At 65.3% G+C, this 16268-nt stretch carries 13 protein-coding genes; 6 read left to right on the top strand and 7 right to left on the bottom strand.

Annotated elements, in window-relative coordinates; all coding sequences use genetic code 11:
- Positions 1-9 precede the first annotated feature (9 nt).
- From CI15_RS03085 to CI15_RS03075, 3 genes are all read left to right on the top strand, one after another.
- Positions 10-1287 (top strand): autotransporter strand-loop-strand O-heptosyltransferase, encoded by a 1278-nt coding sequence (locus CI15_RS03085; RefSeq protein WP_075643647.1) that lies wholly within the window; start codon positions 10-12, stop codon positions 1285-1287.
- A 118-nt stretch (positions 1288-1405) separates the two neighbouring features.
- Positions 1406-1813, top strand: coding sequence for a tautomerase family protein (locus tag CI15_RS03080; protein ID WP_062124237.1), 408 nt, complete (start codon positions 1406-1408; stop codon positions 1811-1813).
- A 19-nt stretch (positions 1814-1832) separates the two neighbouring features.
- Positions 1833-2825 (top strand): alginate lyase family protein, encoded by a 993-nt coding sequence (locus CI15_RS03075; protein WP_062124312.1) that lies wholly within the window; start codon positions 1833-1835, stop codon positions 2823-2825.
- 48 nt (positions 2826-2873) lie between these two features.
- Here CI15_RS03075 and CI15_RS03070 read toward each other — a convergent pair whose 3' ends face one another.
- The gene (locus tag CI15_RS03070; RefSeq protein ID WP_062124236.1) at positions 2874-3266 is read right to left on the bottom strand and encodes a hypothetical protein; all 393 of its coding nucleotides are present in this window, start codon (positions 3264-3266) and stop codon (positions 2874-2876) included.
- Positions 3267-3630: 364 nt separating this feature from the next.
- Between CI15_RS03070 and CI15_RS03065 the strand changes: the two genes are divergently transcribed.
- Positions 3631-4245: a hypothetical protein gene (locus tag CI15_RS03065; RefSeq protein WP_062124235.1), complete on the top strand. Its 615-nt coding sequence runs from the start codon at positions 3631-3633 to the stop codon at positions 4243-4245.
- An 84-nt stretch (positions 4246-4329) separates the two neighbouring features.
- Positions 4330-6021, top strand: a complete 1692-nt coding sequence (locus CI15_RS03060) for a hypothetical protein (protein ID WP_062124234.1) — start codon at positions 4330-4332, stop codon at positions 6019-6021.
- Positions 6022-6126: 105 nt separating this feature from the next.
- Here the strand turns inward: CI15_RS03060 and CI15_RS03055 are convergent, their stop codons facing one another.
- From CI15_RS03055 to CI15_RS03035, 5 genes are all read right to left on the bottom strand, one after another.
- Positions 6127-8373, bottom strand: coding sequence for a polysaccharide biosynthesis tyrosine autokinase (locus CI15_RS03055; protein WP_062124233.1), 2247 nt, complete (start codon positions 8371-8373; stop codon positions 6127-6129).
- A 50-nt stretch (positions 8374-8423) separates the two neighbouring features.
- Positions 8424-9563, bottom strand: a complete 1140-nt coding sequence (locus CI15_RS03050) for a polysaccharide biosynthesis/export family protein (RefSeq protein WP_062124231.1) — start codon at positions 9561-9563, stop codon at positions 8424-8426.
- A gap of 41 nt (positions 9564-9604) precedes the next feature.
- Complete coding sequence (locus CI15_RS03045; protein WP_062124230.1) at positions 9605-10990, bottom strand: undecaprenyl-phosphate glucose phosphotransferase; 1386 nt, start codon at positions 10988-10990, stop codon at positions 9605-9607.
- A 54-nt stretch (positions 10991-11044) separates the two neighbouring features.
- Positions 11045-12649: a sugar phosphate nucleotidyltransferase gene (locus CI15_RS03040; RefSeq protein WP_062124229.1), complete on the bottom strand. Its 1605-nt coding sequence runs from the start codon at positions 12647-12649 to the stop codon at positions 11045-11047.
- 89 nt (positions 12650-12738) lie between these two features.
- Positions 12739-13725, bottom strand: coding sequence for a helix-turn-helix domain-containing protein (locus CI15_RS03035; protein ID WP_062124228.1), 987 nt, complete (start codon positions 13723-13725; stop codon positions 12739-12741).
- Between the two features lie 855 nt (positions 13726-14580).
- Between CI15_RS03035 and CI15_RS37225 the strand changes: the two genes are divergently transcribed.
- On the top strand, positions 14581-14730 hold the full coding sequence (locus CI15_RS37225; protein ID WP_162842038.1) for a hypothetical protein: 150 nt from the start codon (positions 14581-14583) through the stop codon (positions 14728-14730).
- 29 nt (positions 14731-14759) lie between these two features.
- On the opposite strand, the gene CI15_RS03030 is transcribed toward CI15_RS37225, so the two are convergent.
- Entirely contained in the window at positions 14760-16265 is a 1506-nt protein-coding gene (locus tag CI15_RS03030; RefSeq protein WP_062124226.1) for an MFS transporter, read from the bottom strand.
- Between the last annotated feature and the right edge of the window lie 3 nt (positions 16266-16268).

Genomic DNA, 16268 nt, shown 5'->3' with positions numbered 1-16268 from the left:
GAGCCTTATATGAATGAATCTTCTGTCGTTGCGATGGCTTGCGCCCCGCAGGATACCGATCCGACTCAAGCGGTCTCGCAACCGGGCGGCGTGCGCGAGGCGCCGTTCGTCGAGCTGGGCGAGCCGCTGTTCGAAGGCCCGCACGGCATTCGCTACGACTTCAACTACGGTTGCCGGGTCCAGGTCAAGGGAAAAGGATGGCGGGTGCGTCTGCTCGATCGCGACGCCGATGTGGTCCTGTTCGACGAGTCCGTCGACGACGCGATGGTGTGCAGCACGAAGCGCTACTACGTCAACTTCCGGATCGAAGTGCTGCGCGAGAACGAGCTGGTCTTCGAGCACGACTTCGACCTGCGCGGCAAGAAGGTGTACGCCCGTCTGCCGGTCGGGACGATCGGCGACATCATTGCGTGGTTCCCGTACGTCGAGGAGTTTCGCCAGCGGCATCAGTGCGAGATGTATCTGTCGATGGGCGAGGCGATCTGGACGCTGTTCGAAGACGCCTATCCGGAACTGCACTACCTCCGTCCGGAAGACGAGGATGCGCGCAGGCACGAGTTCTACGCGAGCTACTACCTCGGCATCTTTTTTCCTTGCAACGATCGCACGCATCAGCCGTCGGACTTCCGTCTCAGCGGTCTGCAAAAGACCATTCCGTACCTGCTCGGGCTGCCGGCCAAAGAATGCCGGCCGCTGATCGGCATTCGCGATACGACGCGACGCATCGCGGAGCCGTACGTGTGCATTGCCGCGCAGTCGTCGTCCCAGTGCAAGTACTGGAACAACCCGGCTGGGTGGTTCGAGACGGTCAAGTATCTGAAGGCGCAGGGGTATCGCGTGTTGTGCATCGACCGCGAGCACGTGCATGGACAGGGGCTCGTGTGGAATCACATCCCCCACGGCGCGGAGGATTTCACCGGCAGCCTGCCGCTTCAGGAGCGCGCGAGCCTGCTGCTGCACGCGGAGTTCTTCGTGGGCTTGTCGAGCGGACTGTCGTGGCTCGCATGGGCGGTCGGCACGCCGGTCGTGATGATCAGCGGCTTTACGCATCCGCAGAACGAGTTCGAAACGCCCTACCGCGTGATCAACTACCACGCGTGCAATAGTTGCTGGAACGACACGACCATCGAGTTCGATCACAAGGACTTTCTGTGGTGCCCGCGCCATGCGGGCACCGACCGGCAGTTCGAGTGTTCGCGCCTGATTACGCCGGGCCAGGTCAAAAGCACGATTGGGCGTTTGATCGATGACCTGAAGCGGCAGCGGGCGGCGACCGTGCACGCGTAGCCCTGCGCCTCGCAGCGAGGCCGAGGCCGAGGCCTTCCATCAGTCGATCCGGAAATACAGATCATGCCGTCGGGCAGGGCTCGACGCGCGCGTCGCATGTCTCACGAATACTTTCACCATGCCCCACATCGTTTTTGAAATCACCCCGGTACTCGCGCAAGCCATGGAACTCAAGGGCTTGCTGCGCTCGATTCACGAAGGCTTCGCGCAACGCGGCTACGCGAGCGCCGCGGCGCTCAGGAGCCGCGTCGTGATTTCCGACGTTGCGCTGTCCGGCACCGACGAGAACGAACAGTTAGTGATCGCGACGATGAGGACGACCGTGCCGCGTCCAGCGGAGATCGAGCAGGCGATGGCGCGATACCTCCACGACGCGATCGTGCAGGCGATTGCCGCCAGCGCGTTCGACGGCCCGTGGCAATGCGGCGTGTTCCGGCAAGCGGTACCGGGCGAGCTTTTTATCAAATCGAATGGCCGCGGGAAAACGGCACCTGCCGACGAGTCCCCCGATCGTTCGCCAATCTGAAGGAGTACAGATGCGATTCATGCCAGTTGCTTTTTATCTCGCCCTGCTCGCGGTTTGCGCCGATGCATCGGCCATGGACTGCCCGTCGGCGCCGCCGGCGATTCGCGACATCAGGGCGCAGGGCTATTACATCGACGCCGCGCATTCGGTCATCGACCAGGCCGCCCTGAAAGCGGACAGGGAGATGACGAAGCCGCTCGACGATTTCACCAAGCAGGTGGCCGACATGTCCGATCGCTATGTTGCGGACAAGGATGTCGCCGCGGGCGAGTGCGCGATCAGGTGGATCGACAGCTGGGCGCGTGACGGCGCACTGCTTGGCGAGATGGTTCACGTCAACAACGATCAGTCGCACTATCTGCGTCAGTGGGTCGAAGGAGGCGTCGGCATCGCATATGTGAAGACGCGCCATCTGGCGACGGCGGAACAGCGCGAGCGGATCGACGCGTGGTTCAAGCAGGTTTCGATCGCCAGCCTCGGCTACTGGGACAATCCGAAGAAGTCGCGCAACAACCACTACTACTGGACGGGCGTCGGCATCACGGCGGCGGCCGTCGCGACCGGCGACGAAGAGCTCCTCGACAAGGCTCGCGCGATCTATCAGAAGGGCATCGGCGACATCCGCGACGACGGCACGCTGCCGATGGAAATGGCGCGCGGCAAGCGCGCGCTCCACTATCACAACTACGCGCTCGCACCGCTGGTGCTGATGGCCGAGATGGCGCGCCTGAAGGGGCTCGACTGGTACGCCTACGACGACCACCGGATCAATCTGCTCGCCGAGCGGGTCGCGAGCGGCTATCGCGATAGTGCGTGGTTTTCCGCTCAGGCGGGCGTGCCCCAGGAGACATGGAAGCCGGACGGCGAGGCGGGCTGGGTGGAGTTTTATCGGCTGCGGGCGCCGCATCCCGAACTGTTCGACGATCTCCACAAGGCAGGCCCGTTCTACGATCCGCGCATGGGCGGCGACCTGACCATGATGGCGCGCGTCGGGATGCGTCCGGCGGCGTAACCGCCTGGCCCGGCAATCTGCGACTCCGGCTGGCGCGTCTCGTTCGGTTCACTTCGGCGCCGACGGGCGCAGCGCGTTACCCGCCAGCCACTTGAGCCGTTCGCAGTTGACCTTGATGCGCGCCGCAAATTCCTTCGGATCCTGCTCGCGTAGCGCGTTCATCTGGCTGTTGATGTTTTCCCCGCGATGCCAGCCGGCATCCCAGTGCTGATCGAAATCGCTCGCGTCGGTCAGCACTTTTCTGAGCCGCTCCTTGTAGTCGCTGACCCGCTCGGGCGACACGCCGCAGAACGTCTGCGCGAAGCTCGCGCGCTCGCCCCCCGTCTCCGCACGCATGCTGGCGTCGTCGGCCGCGCGGCTCGCGAGCGGCGCGGCCAGCGACAGCATCGATAGACAGACCGCAGCGCAAAGCGGCCGGTAGCGGTACGATAGTTTCTTCATCTTCGACTCCTGACGATCCGTCGTGGCGCCCAGGGATTGTCCCGATCTTCAACTCCGCCTCGCCGATTGTGTCCTGATTGCACTGCACGATGGCGTTTTCGCGCGCTATCCGATGCATCGCGTGGCGAGGCTGTGGTGCTACGCTCGTCAAAGCAGCTATCGCGACGTGCCTGTCCGGGGAACACCGGCGCCAGCACCGCGAAGCGCCACGGCCTATCGGCAGGCCGCGAGAGCAAGACGAGCTGACAGCACGAGCAGCAGGCACGAACTACAAGCTCGAACGCGACGCGCAACAAGCAAAACACGAAAGCACGACACGCAATCAAACACAAAAAGGCGAGACATCGCTGCGGGAGTGACTGCGATGGCATTTAAAACATATACCGTACTGACGCTGTTGGTGACGAGCACTGCCGCATTCGCGTGGCGACCCGTCACCTATCCGGTCCGGAGTCAGAGCCCCTACGAGCGCGGCATCGACAACGCGATGTGCTACGCGGAGGCAAACCGGACGACCGGGGTCAACATGGCCCGCGAGTCGCAGGTTCCGCCACGTCCGACGCCCGTGGCCAAAGGCACGTCGACTGGCGCCCCATCGAAACCGCCGCTTCCACCCAGTTCGTTCACGGCCACGCCGTTACCGTGGAGCGCAAGCGCGCCCGATGCCGCGAGCGCGCCGCTGGCCGGTGCGCAAGCGCCTGGCGGCGCATCGTCGGTGAAGCCCGTGAATGAAGCCGCGACCGGCGCCAGCGCGCCTGGCGCCACCGTGGCGGCGAACGCGCCAGCGAATGCATCGGCGGCGGGCACCAACGCGAGCGCGGCACCGGGTGCGCCGGACGGGGCGTCCGCTTCGATGCAGGCCAATGCGGCGTCGAGCGTGAAGCTGCCGCCGTTGCCCGCTCCCGAGCCGCCGATGACACGCTATTGGGCCGCCTACAGCGCGTGCATGCAGGCGCGCGGTTACGTCGTCGTCCAGTAAATTCGCGCGACGCCGCTTGCGAGCGTCGTCGCATTCATTCTTTTTGATGGCGCCGGCCTTCGGCGCCAGTGGAGCGAGACGGCCATGCCGCGCGACACGTCCTCCGACCAACCTTCCTTCCACCAGTGCGCATGCTGCGGCGTGCCGCTGCCGGGCCGCTTTTCGCCGTGTCCCGCGTGCCATGCGCTGCCGATCGATTCGTTCGATACGGCCGGCAGGCCCGGCGAGCGCACCTCGGGATCCCGGGCGCTCGCCGCACCGCGCACGCAGCTCGAAGCGCTGCCAGCGGGCGCCTCGCGGCGCGCCTTAACCAAGCTGAGCCCGTACGAACTGCTCGACGAGGCGACTTTCGCGCCGGGCGGCCGTCGACGGCGGCATCCGTTCGCGCTCGCCGCGGCGGCGCTCGCGACGCTCGGCGTCGTGTATGCCGGCTTCGTTCTTCTCAACGATGACGATGCGAGCGTCGACACGCCGGTGACGGTGTTCGGCACGGTGCAGCCGGACGGCCCCGCGCAAACCACCGCGCCGCAGGTCGCGCAGAATGCGGCGCCGACGGTTGTCGCGGCGCCGAAACCCGCGGCGGCCGTCGCGCAACCAGCGCGTCCCGTTGTTGCCGCGCGGCAGCAAGCGGAGCCCGCGCACTCGGCGCCTGTCGCGCCGCCAGCACCGCCTGTCGTGGCGACTGCGCCCACAGTGGCGCGACCGGCCGTCGTGGCGACCGCGTCTTCCGTCGTGCCACCGCCTGTCGTGGCGACCTCACGCACAGCCGCGCCACCGATTGTCGTTGCGAACGCGCCTAGCGTCGCGCCACCGCCAGCCATTGCGACTGCACACACAGTCGCGCCGCCGACCATCGTTGCGAACGCGCCCGCCGTCGCGCCGCCGCCAGTCGCTGCGCCCGCGCACAGCGTCGCGCCACCGGCCGTCGCTGGAACCACGCACAGCGTCGCGCCACCGACTGTTGATGCGACCGTGCACACCGTCGCGCCGCCGACTGTTGTTGCGAACGCGCATACCCTCACGCCACCGCCAGCCGCTGCGCCCGCACACTCCGTCGCGGCACCGACTGTGGTGGCGAACACGCACACCGTCGCGCCACCGCCAGCCGCTACGACCACGCACGCCGTAACGCCGCCGCCCGTCGCAGCAACCGCGCACACCGTAACGCCACCGCCCGTCGCTACGACCGCGCCCACCTTTGCGCCACCGCCTGTCATTGCGACAGTACGCACCACAGCGCCACAGCCCGTCGTCGCAACCGCGCACACGGTGGCACCAACGACGCCACCGAGCGCAGCCGTCTCCGCACCCACCCCGCGCGGCACGGTGGTCGCGTCGACCAACACCAACACCAACCTCAACACCGACACGACGACCGCCCCGCTCACGCAAGCCGACAAGCTGCGCGCCGACGCGGAGCGGAATCTGAAAGCCGCGCACGGCTATCTGCAACGGGGCAATCTGGCGGCGACCAGGGCGCGCCTCGCTGCGGTCATCACGGCGCAGCCGGACAATCGCGACGCGCGCCGCATGCGCGCCGAAGTGAGCACGCTAGAGCAGCAACGGGACGCCTTGCTGAGTCTCGCGCGCGGCTGCGGCAATGTGGGACATTGGGACTGCGCGTCGCACAACGCCAACGAGGCGTTGCAGATCGATTCGAGCAGCAAGGCCGCGCGACGGCTCGTCACGCTCGCGTCGCACGAGACCGCGTGGCAGACCGTGGAGCCGTCGGAGCCAATTCCGGGAGATATGCGCGCTCTGCTGGGACATCACTAAGGGCGGCGAAGCATCCCGCTCGGGAACGACCCGAGCGACCCGAGCGCCGTCGCGTCGGTCCCCGCCGCGGCGCGCCGCTCACGACGCACCGCACGGTCAGCAGCCTCAACCAGCGATGCTGTCGTACCCGTAGTAGCCGCCCTGATACCCCGAGCCGAGGAACGCGGCTTCCTGCGGCACGTCGGTGAGCAGCACGCCGCGCAGCCCGACGCCACCGTTGCGCAGGCGCTTGGTGGTTTCGATGATCTCGTGCAACGGCTGACGGCCATGCCGCACGACCAGCAGCGTCGTCGCGGCGTATTTGCCGATCAGCGTCGAGTCGGTCACCGCAAGCACCGGCGGCGTGTCGATGATCACGACGTCGTATTGCGGCTTCAGCACTTCGAGCATCGCTTCGAAGCGTTTGCTCGCCAGCAGCTCGGCCGGGTGCGAGGGCAGCGTGCCTTTCGCGAGCACGTCGAGCCCGGGCAGCACGTCGCGCTGGATCATCGCGTTGAGATCGCCGCCACAAAGCACGTCGGACAGCCCCGGCCGATGGCTGACGCCGAAATGCGAATGCACGTCGCCGCGCCGCATGTCGCCGTCGATGATCAGCACGCGCTTGTGGGCCGACGCCACCAGCGTCGCCAGATTCACCGACACGAACGACTTGCCCGCATCGGGCCGCGAGCCGGTGATCATCACGACGTTGTTGTCCGCGTGATCGAGCGACAGCTGCAGCGAGGTGCGCAGATTGCGCACGCCTTCCACCGCGATATCCTCGGGTGCCTGTTGCGCGAGCACGTGCTGCCCACGCTGGCGCAGCGACACCTTGTCCTGCAGGCGCAATTGCGTCTGGCTGCGCGGCACCACCGCGAACACCGGCACGCCGAGCATCCCTTCGAGCTCGTCCGGCCGCTCGACACCGCCGCGCATCGCGCGCTTCAGGAAGATCAGCAGAAAACCGAGCGCGAGCCCGCCGCCGAGCGACATCAGGATCACGAGCATGCGCCTCGGCCGCACGGGATCGTCGGGTGCTTCGGCGAAGTCCACGAGGCGCACGCCGCCTACCTGCCCCGCCTGCGCCACCCGCAGTCGCTGCACGCTGTTGAGCAGGTTCTGGTACAGCTCGGTGTTGACGTGCACGTCGCGCTGCAGCCGTAGCGCGGTCTGCTCGGTGTCGGGCATGCTCGAGACACTGTGGTTCATCGTGCTCTGCGCGCCCTGCAAGGCGGCGATCTGCGCATCGAGCGCGGCGACCATCGGATGGCTCGGCGTGAATTTCTGCAACAGCTCCGCGCGCTGCTGCTGTAGATCCATCAGCCTCGTCTTGTTGTCGACGAGCTGCTGCAACAGCAGCTTGCTTTGTTCGCCGAGATCGACGGTGCCATGGGTATTGCGGAACTTGCCGTAGCGGTCTTCCGCATCGTCGAGCGCCTTGCGGGCATCCGGCAGTTGCTGTTCGAGAAACGCGAGCGTGTGGTCGGACTCGGTCGAGCGGCTCGCGAGGTCCTGGTGCAGGAACTCGCGCGCCACGTTGTTGACGATCGCCGCGGTCAGCGCCGGGTCGGCGCCTTCGAGGCTCACGCGGATCACGCCCGAATCCTCCGCCGTTTCCTGCACGACCATCGTCCTCGCCAGATTCTCCACCGTGCCGAGCGTCGACGCGCGCGTCAGCCTGAAACGCGAGCCGGGCGCGCCGACCAGCCGGTCGACGTGCAGCGTGACCGGGCCGACCGCGGTATCGGTTTGCACCGTCTCGCCGACGCGCCCCGACAGGATCGCGCTGCCGTGAGGATCGCGCAGGATGTAGGTGTCGTTGGCGCCCGCGACCAGCGTGAAGGTCTCGCCATACAGGTCCTTCGCCGTGTCGAAGCGTGACACCGCGATGCTCTCGTTGCCCCAAGCGAATCCGGACAGATTGATGAACGACGGCAGCTTGAACCACCAGTGCCCGTTCACGAGCCCGGCGATCTTGCTACCGAGCACCGGCAGATAACGCGGCTTCGCCGTGATGTCGAGATGCAGCGCGCGTACCGTTTCCTCGGTGACGAGACGCGACTTCAGCAACTCGATCTGCGCCGCCGTCGACGGCTTCGAATCGTACGAGCCGGGAAGCGGCGAGCCCGCCTCCCGGCCGTTCGCGTTGAAATTCGCCGCCGCGTTCGCCGTCCTGTCCTCGACGTGAAACAGCACGTCCGCACGGTAGACCGGCGGCGCGAGGAACGCGTACGCGCAACCGAGCGCGAGCGCGATCAACGTCACCGTCAGGATCGTGCGCCAACCGCGCACGATCGTGCGAACGTAGTCCGACAGATGCAGCTGCCCCGGTTCATACACGCCGGCGTAACGGTTTTCGTAATTGATTGCCATGTTTTTCACCCAACAAGGCCTGCCGGTTCAGATATTGCGCCACGTGCGCTTTACTTCGTCAGGACGACTCCCGTCACCGCCGCGTTGATCGCCGGCAACAGCAGGTTCAGCACACGGTTGAAGCGAACCAGACCGCCCTGGCCGACGTACACGATGTCCTTCGGCTGCAGCTCGAACTGGTTCGCGAGCAGCATCGCCACCGGCGAGGTCGCGTCGAGGTGATAGATCTCGGGCGAATCGCTGGTCGAATTGCGGATCACGAACAGTTGCTGCCCCGCGGCCGTGTTCGAGTCGAAGCTGCCGCCGTCGGAGATCGCCTGCGACAGCGTCAACGAGCCGTCGCGCAACGGCAGCACCGTGGCAGGCTTGTTGACTTCGCCCATCACGTAGACGCCGCTGTCTTCGCGTGCAGGGATGCGCAAGGTATCGCCCGGCTGCAGATAGATATCCGATGGATTGCGGCCGCGCTTGACGAGGTCGTCGACGTTCAGCGTATAGGTCGTGCCATTGCGGATCAGCTGGACCCGGCTGCGATCGGCTGTCGTGGTGAAGCCCCCGCTCAGGCCGACCGCGTTCGTCAGCGACATCGGAACGTCGTTGATCGATTGCGTGCCCGGCGTGCGCACTTCGCCGTCGATATACACCGTCGCGTTACGGAACGACGCGACCCGCACCGTCACCTCAGGCTTCTGGTAGACCTTGCTCAGCCGCTGATACAGCTCGCGCTGGATCGTCGACGCGTCCTTGCCGGCGACGTGCAGGTTGCCCGCATACGGAAACTGGATATCGCCCCTCTCGTCGATCAGGAAGCCCGGCATTGCATCGGAGTTGCGCGAGTTGGTCGGCGGCTGGCCGAGCGCCGCCGCGAGTTCCGGGTGATCCCACACGACGATCTGCAGCACGTCGCCCGGACCGACCCTGTACACGGCCGGCTTGGCGAACAGCCCGGTCGTCTCCGGCGGCAGCACCGAAGCCTTCTGGTCGGCGTTCAGCTTCTTCAGCAACGCCAGATTGATATCGGTGATCGGAATCTGCTTCTGCGTTGCGGCTTCGGTACTGAATTCTCCGCCCGTGTCCTGAACCGCGGCCGGCGTGATCATCCGTTGTCCCGGTACGATCGAGCATCCGGACATCAGTGCTGCACTAGCGAAAACCACAAGACTTCCTGTGCGAAAACCAAGCGAGCTCATGATTCTTCCTCCTTCGCCCCGGGGCGTTTGTTATCGACTTTCTAGTAAGCGTTTCGATGCACCAGTCCGGCGACAATCGTCGCGCCGATGATCCGCATATCGAGTGCGAACGACCAGTGACCCAGGTAGTACAGGTCATGTTCGACGCGCCGCTCCATCTTCTCGATGCGGTCGGTTTCGCCACGGAAGCCGTTGATTTGTGCCCAGCCCGTGATTCCCGGTTTGATCCGGTAGCGATTGATATAGCCCGCGACCACCTTCTGATAGAGGTCGTCGTGCTCGAGCGCATGGGGACGCGGTCCTACGACCGACATGTCGCCACGCAACACGTTGAAAAATTGCGGCAGCTCGTCGAGGCTCGTGCGGCGCAGGAAGGCGCCCACTCTCGTCACGCGCTTGTCGTTGCGTGTCGCCTGGCTCAAGGTGCCTTTCGCTTCGGTATGCACGCGCATCGAGCGGAACTTGTAGATCGTAAACACGCGTCCGTCCGCGCCCTTGCGCTTCTGTTTGAACAGCACCGGCCCGCGCGAGGACAGCTTGACCGCGATCGCGATGCCGACCAGCAGCGGCGCGAGAACGAACAGCGCCGTGGCCGCGAACAGGCGGTCGAAGATTTCCTTCTTCAGCATCGAGTTGGCCGACAGCGGCGAGGCGACCAGATTGATCGCCGGTACGCCGAGCACATCGACGACGCCGCTGCCTTCGAACAGCGCATGGCTGCGCACGTCCGGCATGAAGCGGATGTTCACGAGGTCGTCGCGGAACTCGTCGATCAGCTCGCAGATCAACGGCTCTTCGGACAGCGACAGCATCAGCCATAGTTCGTGCACGTCGTTGGTGCGAATGTAATCGGCGAGCGCGTCGACGCTATCGACTACCGGCACGCGCGGATTCGTCACGCCGGAGTCGTCCGGGCGCGTGTTGAAGACAGCGGTCGCGCGAAAGCCCGCGGTCGGCGACGACTCGATGCGACGCAGGATCGCATCGCACTGCGACCCGCTACCGACGATCGCGACCTGATGCAGATTCATGCCGGCGCCGCGCGCCCGCGCGAGCACCGCGTGCGTGATCAGCCGGTTCGCGATCAGCAGGCCGCCCGTCGTCGCGGTCCAGTACGAAAACCACAACCGCGACACGAGATCGATACGATGCAGCGAATACATCAGCACGAGCGCGCAGGCCTGCACGATCAGCCACGCGAGCGACACCTGTCCGGCGAGCCCGAGCTTCGAGCGGCCGCGCCACGATTCATAGACGCCGAACGCGGGGAAAATGGCTAGCGCGAACGCAGCCGAAAACATCACCAGCGCCCAGTAGAAACCCGACTGACCGAGATAATCAAAGCGGATGCGCGACGCCACGGTCGCACCCGTCAAAACCAATACGACATCGAAAATCCGCGCGAGCAGATCCTGAAACTTGCGCATTTTGCTTACCTCGTTCTGCCGTTCCTGTTCGCAATTGGGGCGTGCATGGGCTGCCTACGGGCAGCGGCCGTAGTTGTCGTTGAACCTCACGATGTCGTCTTCGCCGAGATAGGCACCTGACTGGATTTCGATGATTTCGAGCGGCACCTTGCCGGGGTTTTCGAGCCGGTGACGCGTGCCGAGCGGAATGTAGGTCGACTGGTTCTCGGTGAGCAGGAACTGCTCTTCGCCGCGCGTGACGAGCGCGGTGCCGCGCACGACCACCCAATGCTCGGCGCGGTGATGATGCATCTGCAGTGACAGCTTCGCGCCGGGCGTCACGACGATGCGCTTGACCTGGAAGCGCTCGCCGCGATCGATCGAATCGTAGAAGCCCCACGGGCGCCGCACCTTGCGATGCGCGTCGGCCTCCGGCGCGTGCTGCGCCTTGATGCGCGACACGAGCCCCTTGACGTCCTGCACATGCGAGCGGTCAACCACGAGCACGGCGTCGGCGGTCTCGACCACGACCACGTTGGCGGTGCCGACGCACGCGACGAGCCGACCTTCCGAATGCGCATAGCAGGACACCGCGCCTTCGAACGTCACGCGGCCGCGCCCGGCGTTGCCGTTCGGGTCTTTCTCCATCGCCGCCCATACCGCGTCCCACGAACCGAGGTCGGACCAGCCGGCCTCGAGCGGGATCACGACGCCGGGGGGGATGCCCGCGGCTGGGCTTTGAGCTTGTTCCTGGCTTTGAACCGCGTCCTGCGTTTCGAGTTGGCTCGCGGTGTCGCCTGACGGTGCCGGCGGCTGCTCGGTCAGACGCTCCATCACCGCGTAATCGATCGAATCACCGGGCACGTCGAGGAACGCATCCTGCGACGGCCGGAACACCTCGCCGTCCTGGCGGCCACCTGCGAACGCGCTTGCGCACGGCGCATGCATGTCGGGCCGCAGCGACGCAAGCGTGTCGAGCCACACGCGCGCGCGCACGATGAAAATGCCGCTATTCCACCAGTAAGTGCCCGCCGCAAGGTATTGCCTCGCGAGTTCCTCGGCGGGCTTCTCGACGAAGCCGTCGATCGCGTGGCCGCCGGCGGCCAGCGGGGCGCCGATGCGGATATAGCCGAAGCCGGTGTCGGCACGCGTCGGCGGCACACCGAGCGTCGCGATCGCGCCCTCGCTCGCGTAGTGGGCCGCGCAGGCGAGCGCACGCTGCAGCGCGGGCACGTCGGCGATCGCGTGGTCGGCCGGCATCACGATCAGGATCGCGTCATTGCCGTCCGCGCACGCGAGCGATGCCGCGAGCGTCAGCGCCGGCGCCGTGTCGCGGCGCGCCGGTTCGACGATCAGACGCGCGTCGACGCCGTTTTCGTGCAACTGTTCGGCGATCACGAAGCGATGCTCCTCGCCGCACACGACGATCGGCGATGCGTCGACGCTCCAGCCCGCCGGGAAGCCTTCGAGCCTGCGCGCGGTTGCCTGCAGCAGCGAGTCGGACCCGACCACGTCGATCAGCTGCTTCGGAAAGTTTTCGCGCGACACCGGCCACAGCCGCGTGCCCGAGCCACCCGCGAGAATGACCGGGACGATGTGCGCGCAGCGCGCGCCAGCAACCCCGGCGCTTGCGCCGTTCGGCTCGACGGATTGGGCGCTCACATGTGCCTGCGTCAACATAGATGGGAATCCTTATCGTTCTGCAAGGTACGACCAACCACGACCCCGGCGCCGCCCGTATTGCGCTCGCCGGGCTGGCCCCGCCGGCATTACTGGCCTGCCGTGCGGCGGCTTTGAATCCTGAACTCGGTCGGCGAAATCCTCATGCGCTTGCGGAACACTTTCGCAAGACGGTCGCCGTTGCCCATGCCGGTGCGTCGGGCGATCTTGTCGACCGGCAATTCCGATTCGGTCAACAGGCTGCACGTCACCGCGAGGCGTTCGTGCAACAGAAAGCTCGACGGCGTGATGCCCATTTCCATCTTGAAGCGGCGCAGAAAGTTGCGCTCGCTCATCGCCGCGAACTGCGCGGCGTCCGCAATCGAAATCGCCTGCTGGCAGTTTTCCTGCAGCCAGCGCGCCGCCGCGCGGACCTTGTCGCCGGGACTCATGCCGCCGTCTTCGCCGAGCAGCGGCGCGAGGTTCGTGCACGAGTCGGACAGCAACCGTTCGGCCGCCGAGCGCGCGGTCGCATTGCCCAGATCGCGCTTGATCATCGCGAGCGCGCTGCGCATCGATTCGAGGCGGTCGCTGACTTCGACGATGCCCTGCTCGGGCGCACGCGTGCCATTCACGGCCGGGACCAGCTGACGCACGTCGCTCCCTTCGGGCAGCGACGCCGCCTCGAGCACCGCGCGCCCTTCGGCGATCGGCCGGATCATCGCCGTGTTGCGACGCACGCGGCGCAGCCAGACCAGCAGCCGCTCATCGCGCGCCGCCGCCGTTGCGCCTTTGCCGCCCGCCACATAGAGCGCGTCGAAGCCGACGTAATGGCGCGCATCGAGCCCGTCGGTCCACACCCGCAAACCGGACGATGACGTCACCATGCCGCCGTCGGCGGACAGAAACGATACGTCGTACAACCATGCGCCCGACCCGGAAGTGGCCAGTTCGTTGGCCGCCTGGAAGACTTCGGCGATGACGCCCGCGCCCTGCAGCGAGCAGTCGTTGAACATCAGAATCGCAATACGACGCACGCCCCTGTTCGGCGCATGCACCCAGCGCAGCATTGCAGACTCGAGACTCGCGCAGGTCATAGTCATCCTCTCGGCAGAAAACGATCTACATCACCTTTTCCGATCACGCACAATGCGAACTCCGCGCAGTGCATCATAGCGACGGCTCCCAGTATTCAGCCGCCATGACCGAAAGTGCAGACATATTGGCGCTATGACGACGTGATCGGCCAGTGCAATTCGGAACAATGCCGAAGCAACCGCGTATTCAATGAATTATTCGTGTATCCGCATATGACTGAATATGCATTCGCTAATCTTAATGCAATTTAAAAATTGAATGCGTACGCCAGCGCACACTGCGGCCCCACTCGAAAAAGGGCGTGCCTCCGTCTTATTCACCCGGCACTGCGTATTTTAAAAGTAATTTTTTGCAATCATGACGGCATGATGAGCAGGGTTCACCCGACCCAGCCGGGCATGCACCCACCTCGGCGGCAACTTTCCCCTGACGATACGTGCAACGCGGCACAACGGACCAGCCGACGTTCAATATAAACGTTCTACACGGCAGAGATGATTATTTAATCATTCTGTTGACTGTGTGGAATATAAGCATGGCGATTAACGTTTCAAACCTGAAACACGAATTTCGGAGGTCTTTAGCGGGTTCCGCAATAGATGGGCCAATGGCGGAATGTGTCGGGTGCGGCCCGGTGCATTTCCGCCAGGTGATTGCGGAAATGCACTATAGGGGTTCGCAACGGCGTCGCCTCTCGTCAGGCACGGATGAGGGCCCCGAGACGAACGCGCCACGCAGTGGCACGACGCGCCGAAAGTTCGGCGTCGATTGACAGGTTTACGGCGGGCAAACGCACATAAAACTCTGCACACACCGAGTTACGATGCCCCCGACAACGCGCTGGAACCGCACACATGAACGGGTTTTCATGGACCATGCTGATACTTGCCGCGATGATCGGCGCGTTCCTGCTCGTGACGATCGGCGTGGTGCTGCTCGCATTGCTGCTCGGCAACGTGTCCGACCGGTTGTCGAGCACTGACGAGAGTCGTCGGGACTCCTAGGGCCTGTTCACGCTAATAACGGGCCCTAGCTACTTCGAAATATCCTCCAGCGCGACGTCACGCGTCTTCGGCCCCAGTACACCGATCGCGACCATCACGATCGCCATCGCGCCGGAAATGAACACGAACACGCCATTCACGCCGAATCGGCCGAGACAGGCGGCGATCACGAATGCCGAGAACATCGCCGAGATCCGGCTCCACGAATAAACGAAGCCGACCGCGCGCGCCCGGATGCCGGTCGGAAACAGCTCGGCCTGATACGCGTGATAGCTATATGAAATGATGTTGCCCGCGAGCACGAGGCATACGCCGAGACTGACGAGCAGCACCGTCTCGCGCGCCTGGCTGAACGCGAGTCCGCATACGACGTTGACCGCCGCCATGCAGATGATCACGGTCTTGCGCTCGAAGCGGTCGGCGATCAGCAGCCCGAGCAACGGTCCGAGCGGCGCCGCGATCGCGATGATGCTCGCGTACATCAGACTCGTCGTCACTGTGATGCCCTGCCTGATCAGCAGCGTCGGAATCCAGTTCGCGAAGCCGTAGTAGCCCATCGTCTGGAACACGTGAAAGATGATCAGCATCAGCGTGCGCTTGCGATACGGCGGCACCAGCAGATCGCGAAACACCGCCCGCGCGCGCACCGGTTCGGGCAGCGCGGGCTCCGGCAGCGGCAAGCCGGATTGGCGCCGATACTCACGCGCGACGCGCGCTTCGAGACGCGTCATCACGGCATCGGCTTCGACGAGGCGGCCTTTTTGCGCGAGCCAGCGCGGGCTCTCAGGCAAGCCGCGGCGAATCCACCACACCACGATCGCGCCGAATGCGCCGATCAGCACGACCACACGCCAGCCATCGAGGCCGAACACGCGCTGCGGCACCAGCAGATACGACAGGAACGCGACGATCGGCACCGCGCAGAAGCCGACCGCCTGCGAGCACGCCGAGGCGCGCCCGCGAATGTGCTTCGGCACGAGCTCGGAGATATACGTGCCGATCGTGACGATCTCGACACCGATGCCAATCCCCGCAATGAAACGCCAGCAGTTCAATCCGAGCGCGGTGTGCTGGAACGCCATCACGACGTTGGCCGCCGTGTACCACAGCAGCGACCACGTGAAGATCGCGCGCCGGCCGAAGCGGTCGGCGAGAAAACCGCAAGCCGCCGTGCCGATGAACAGCCCCGCGAACAGCGCGGCGATGAAACTCGCGACTCCGCTCGTGCCGAACAGCCCGCGCGTCGTGGCGCTCAGGAGGCCGCTTTGCACGAGCCCCGGCGCGATATAGCCGGAACACATCAGGTCGTACAGCTCGAAGAACATACCGAAGCTCAGCAACATCACGAGTTGCCAGATCGTGCGCGTCGCGGGCAGCCGGTCGAGCCGCGCGGAAATGCGCGCGCCGTCGAGCGTGACCGCGCCGGCCCGGCCGGAGGCCGCCGCGGCGTCCGCGCCCGCGTCCCTCGAGGAGCCACCTAGCGCACCGGCATCGCCGAGCGCCGTTGCATACACCGTCTGATTCGACGATTTCATCGT

This window comes from Paraburkholderia monticola (assembly GCF_001580545.1).
GTDB lineage: Bacteria > Pseudomonadota > Gammaproteobacteria > Burkholderiales > Burkholderiaceae > Paraburkholderia > Paraburkholderia monticola.
Note: the sequence above shows the minus strand (reverse complement) of the source record. Positions and strands in the feature narration are given on the sequence as shown.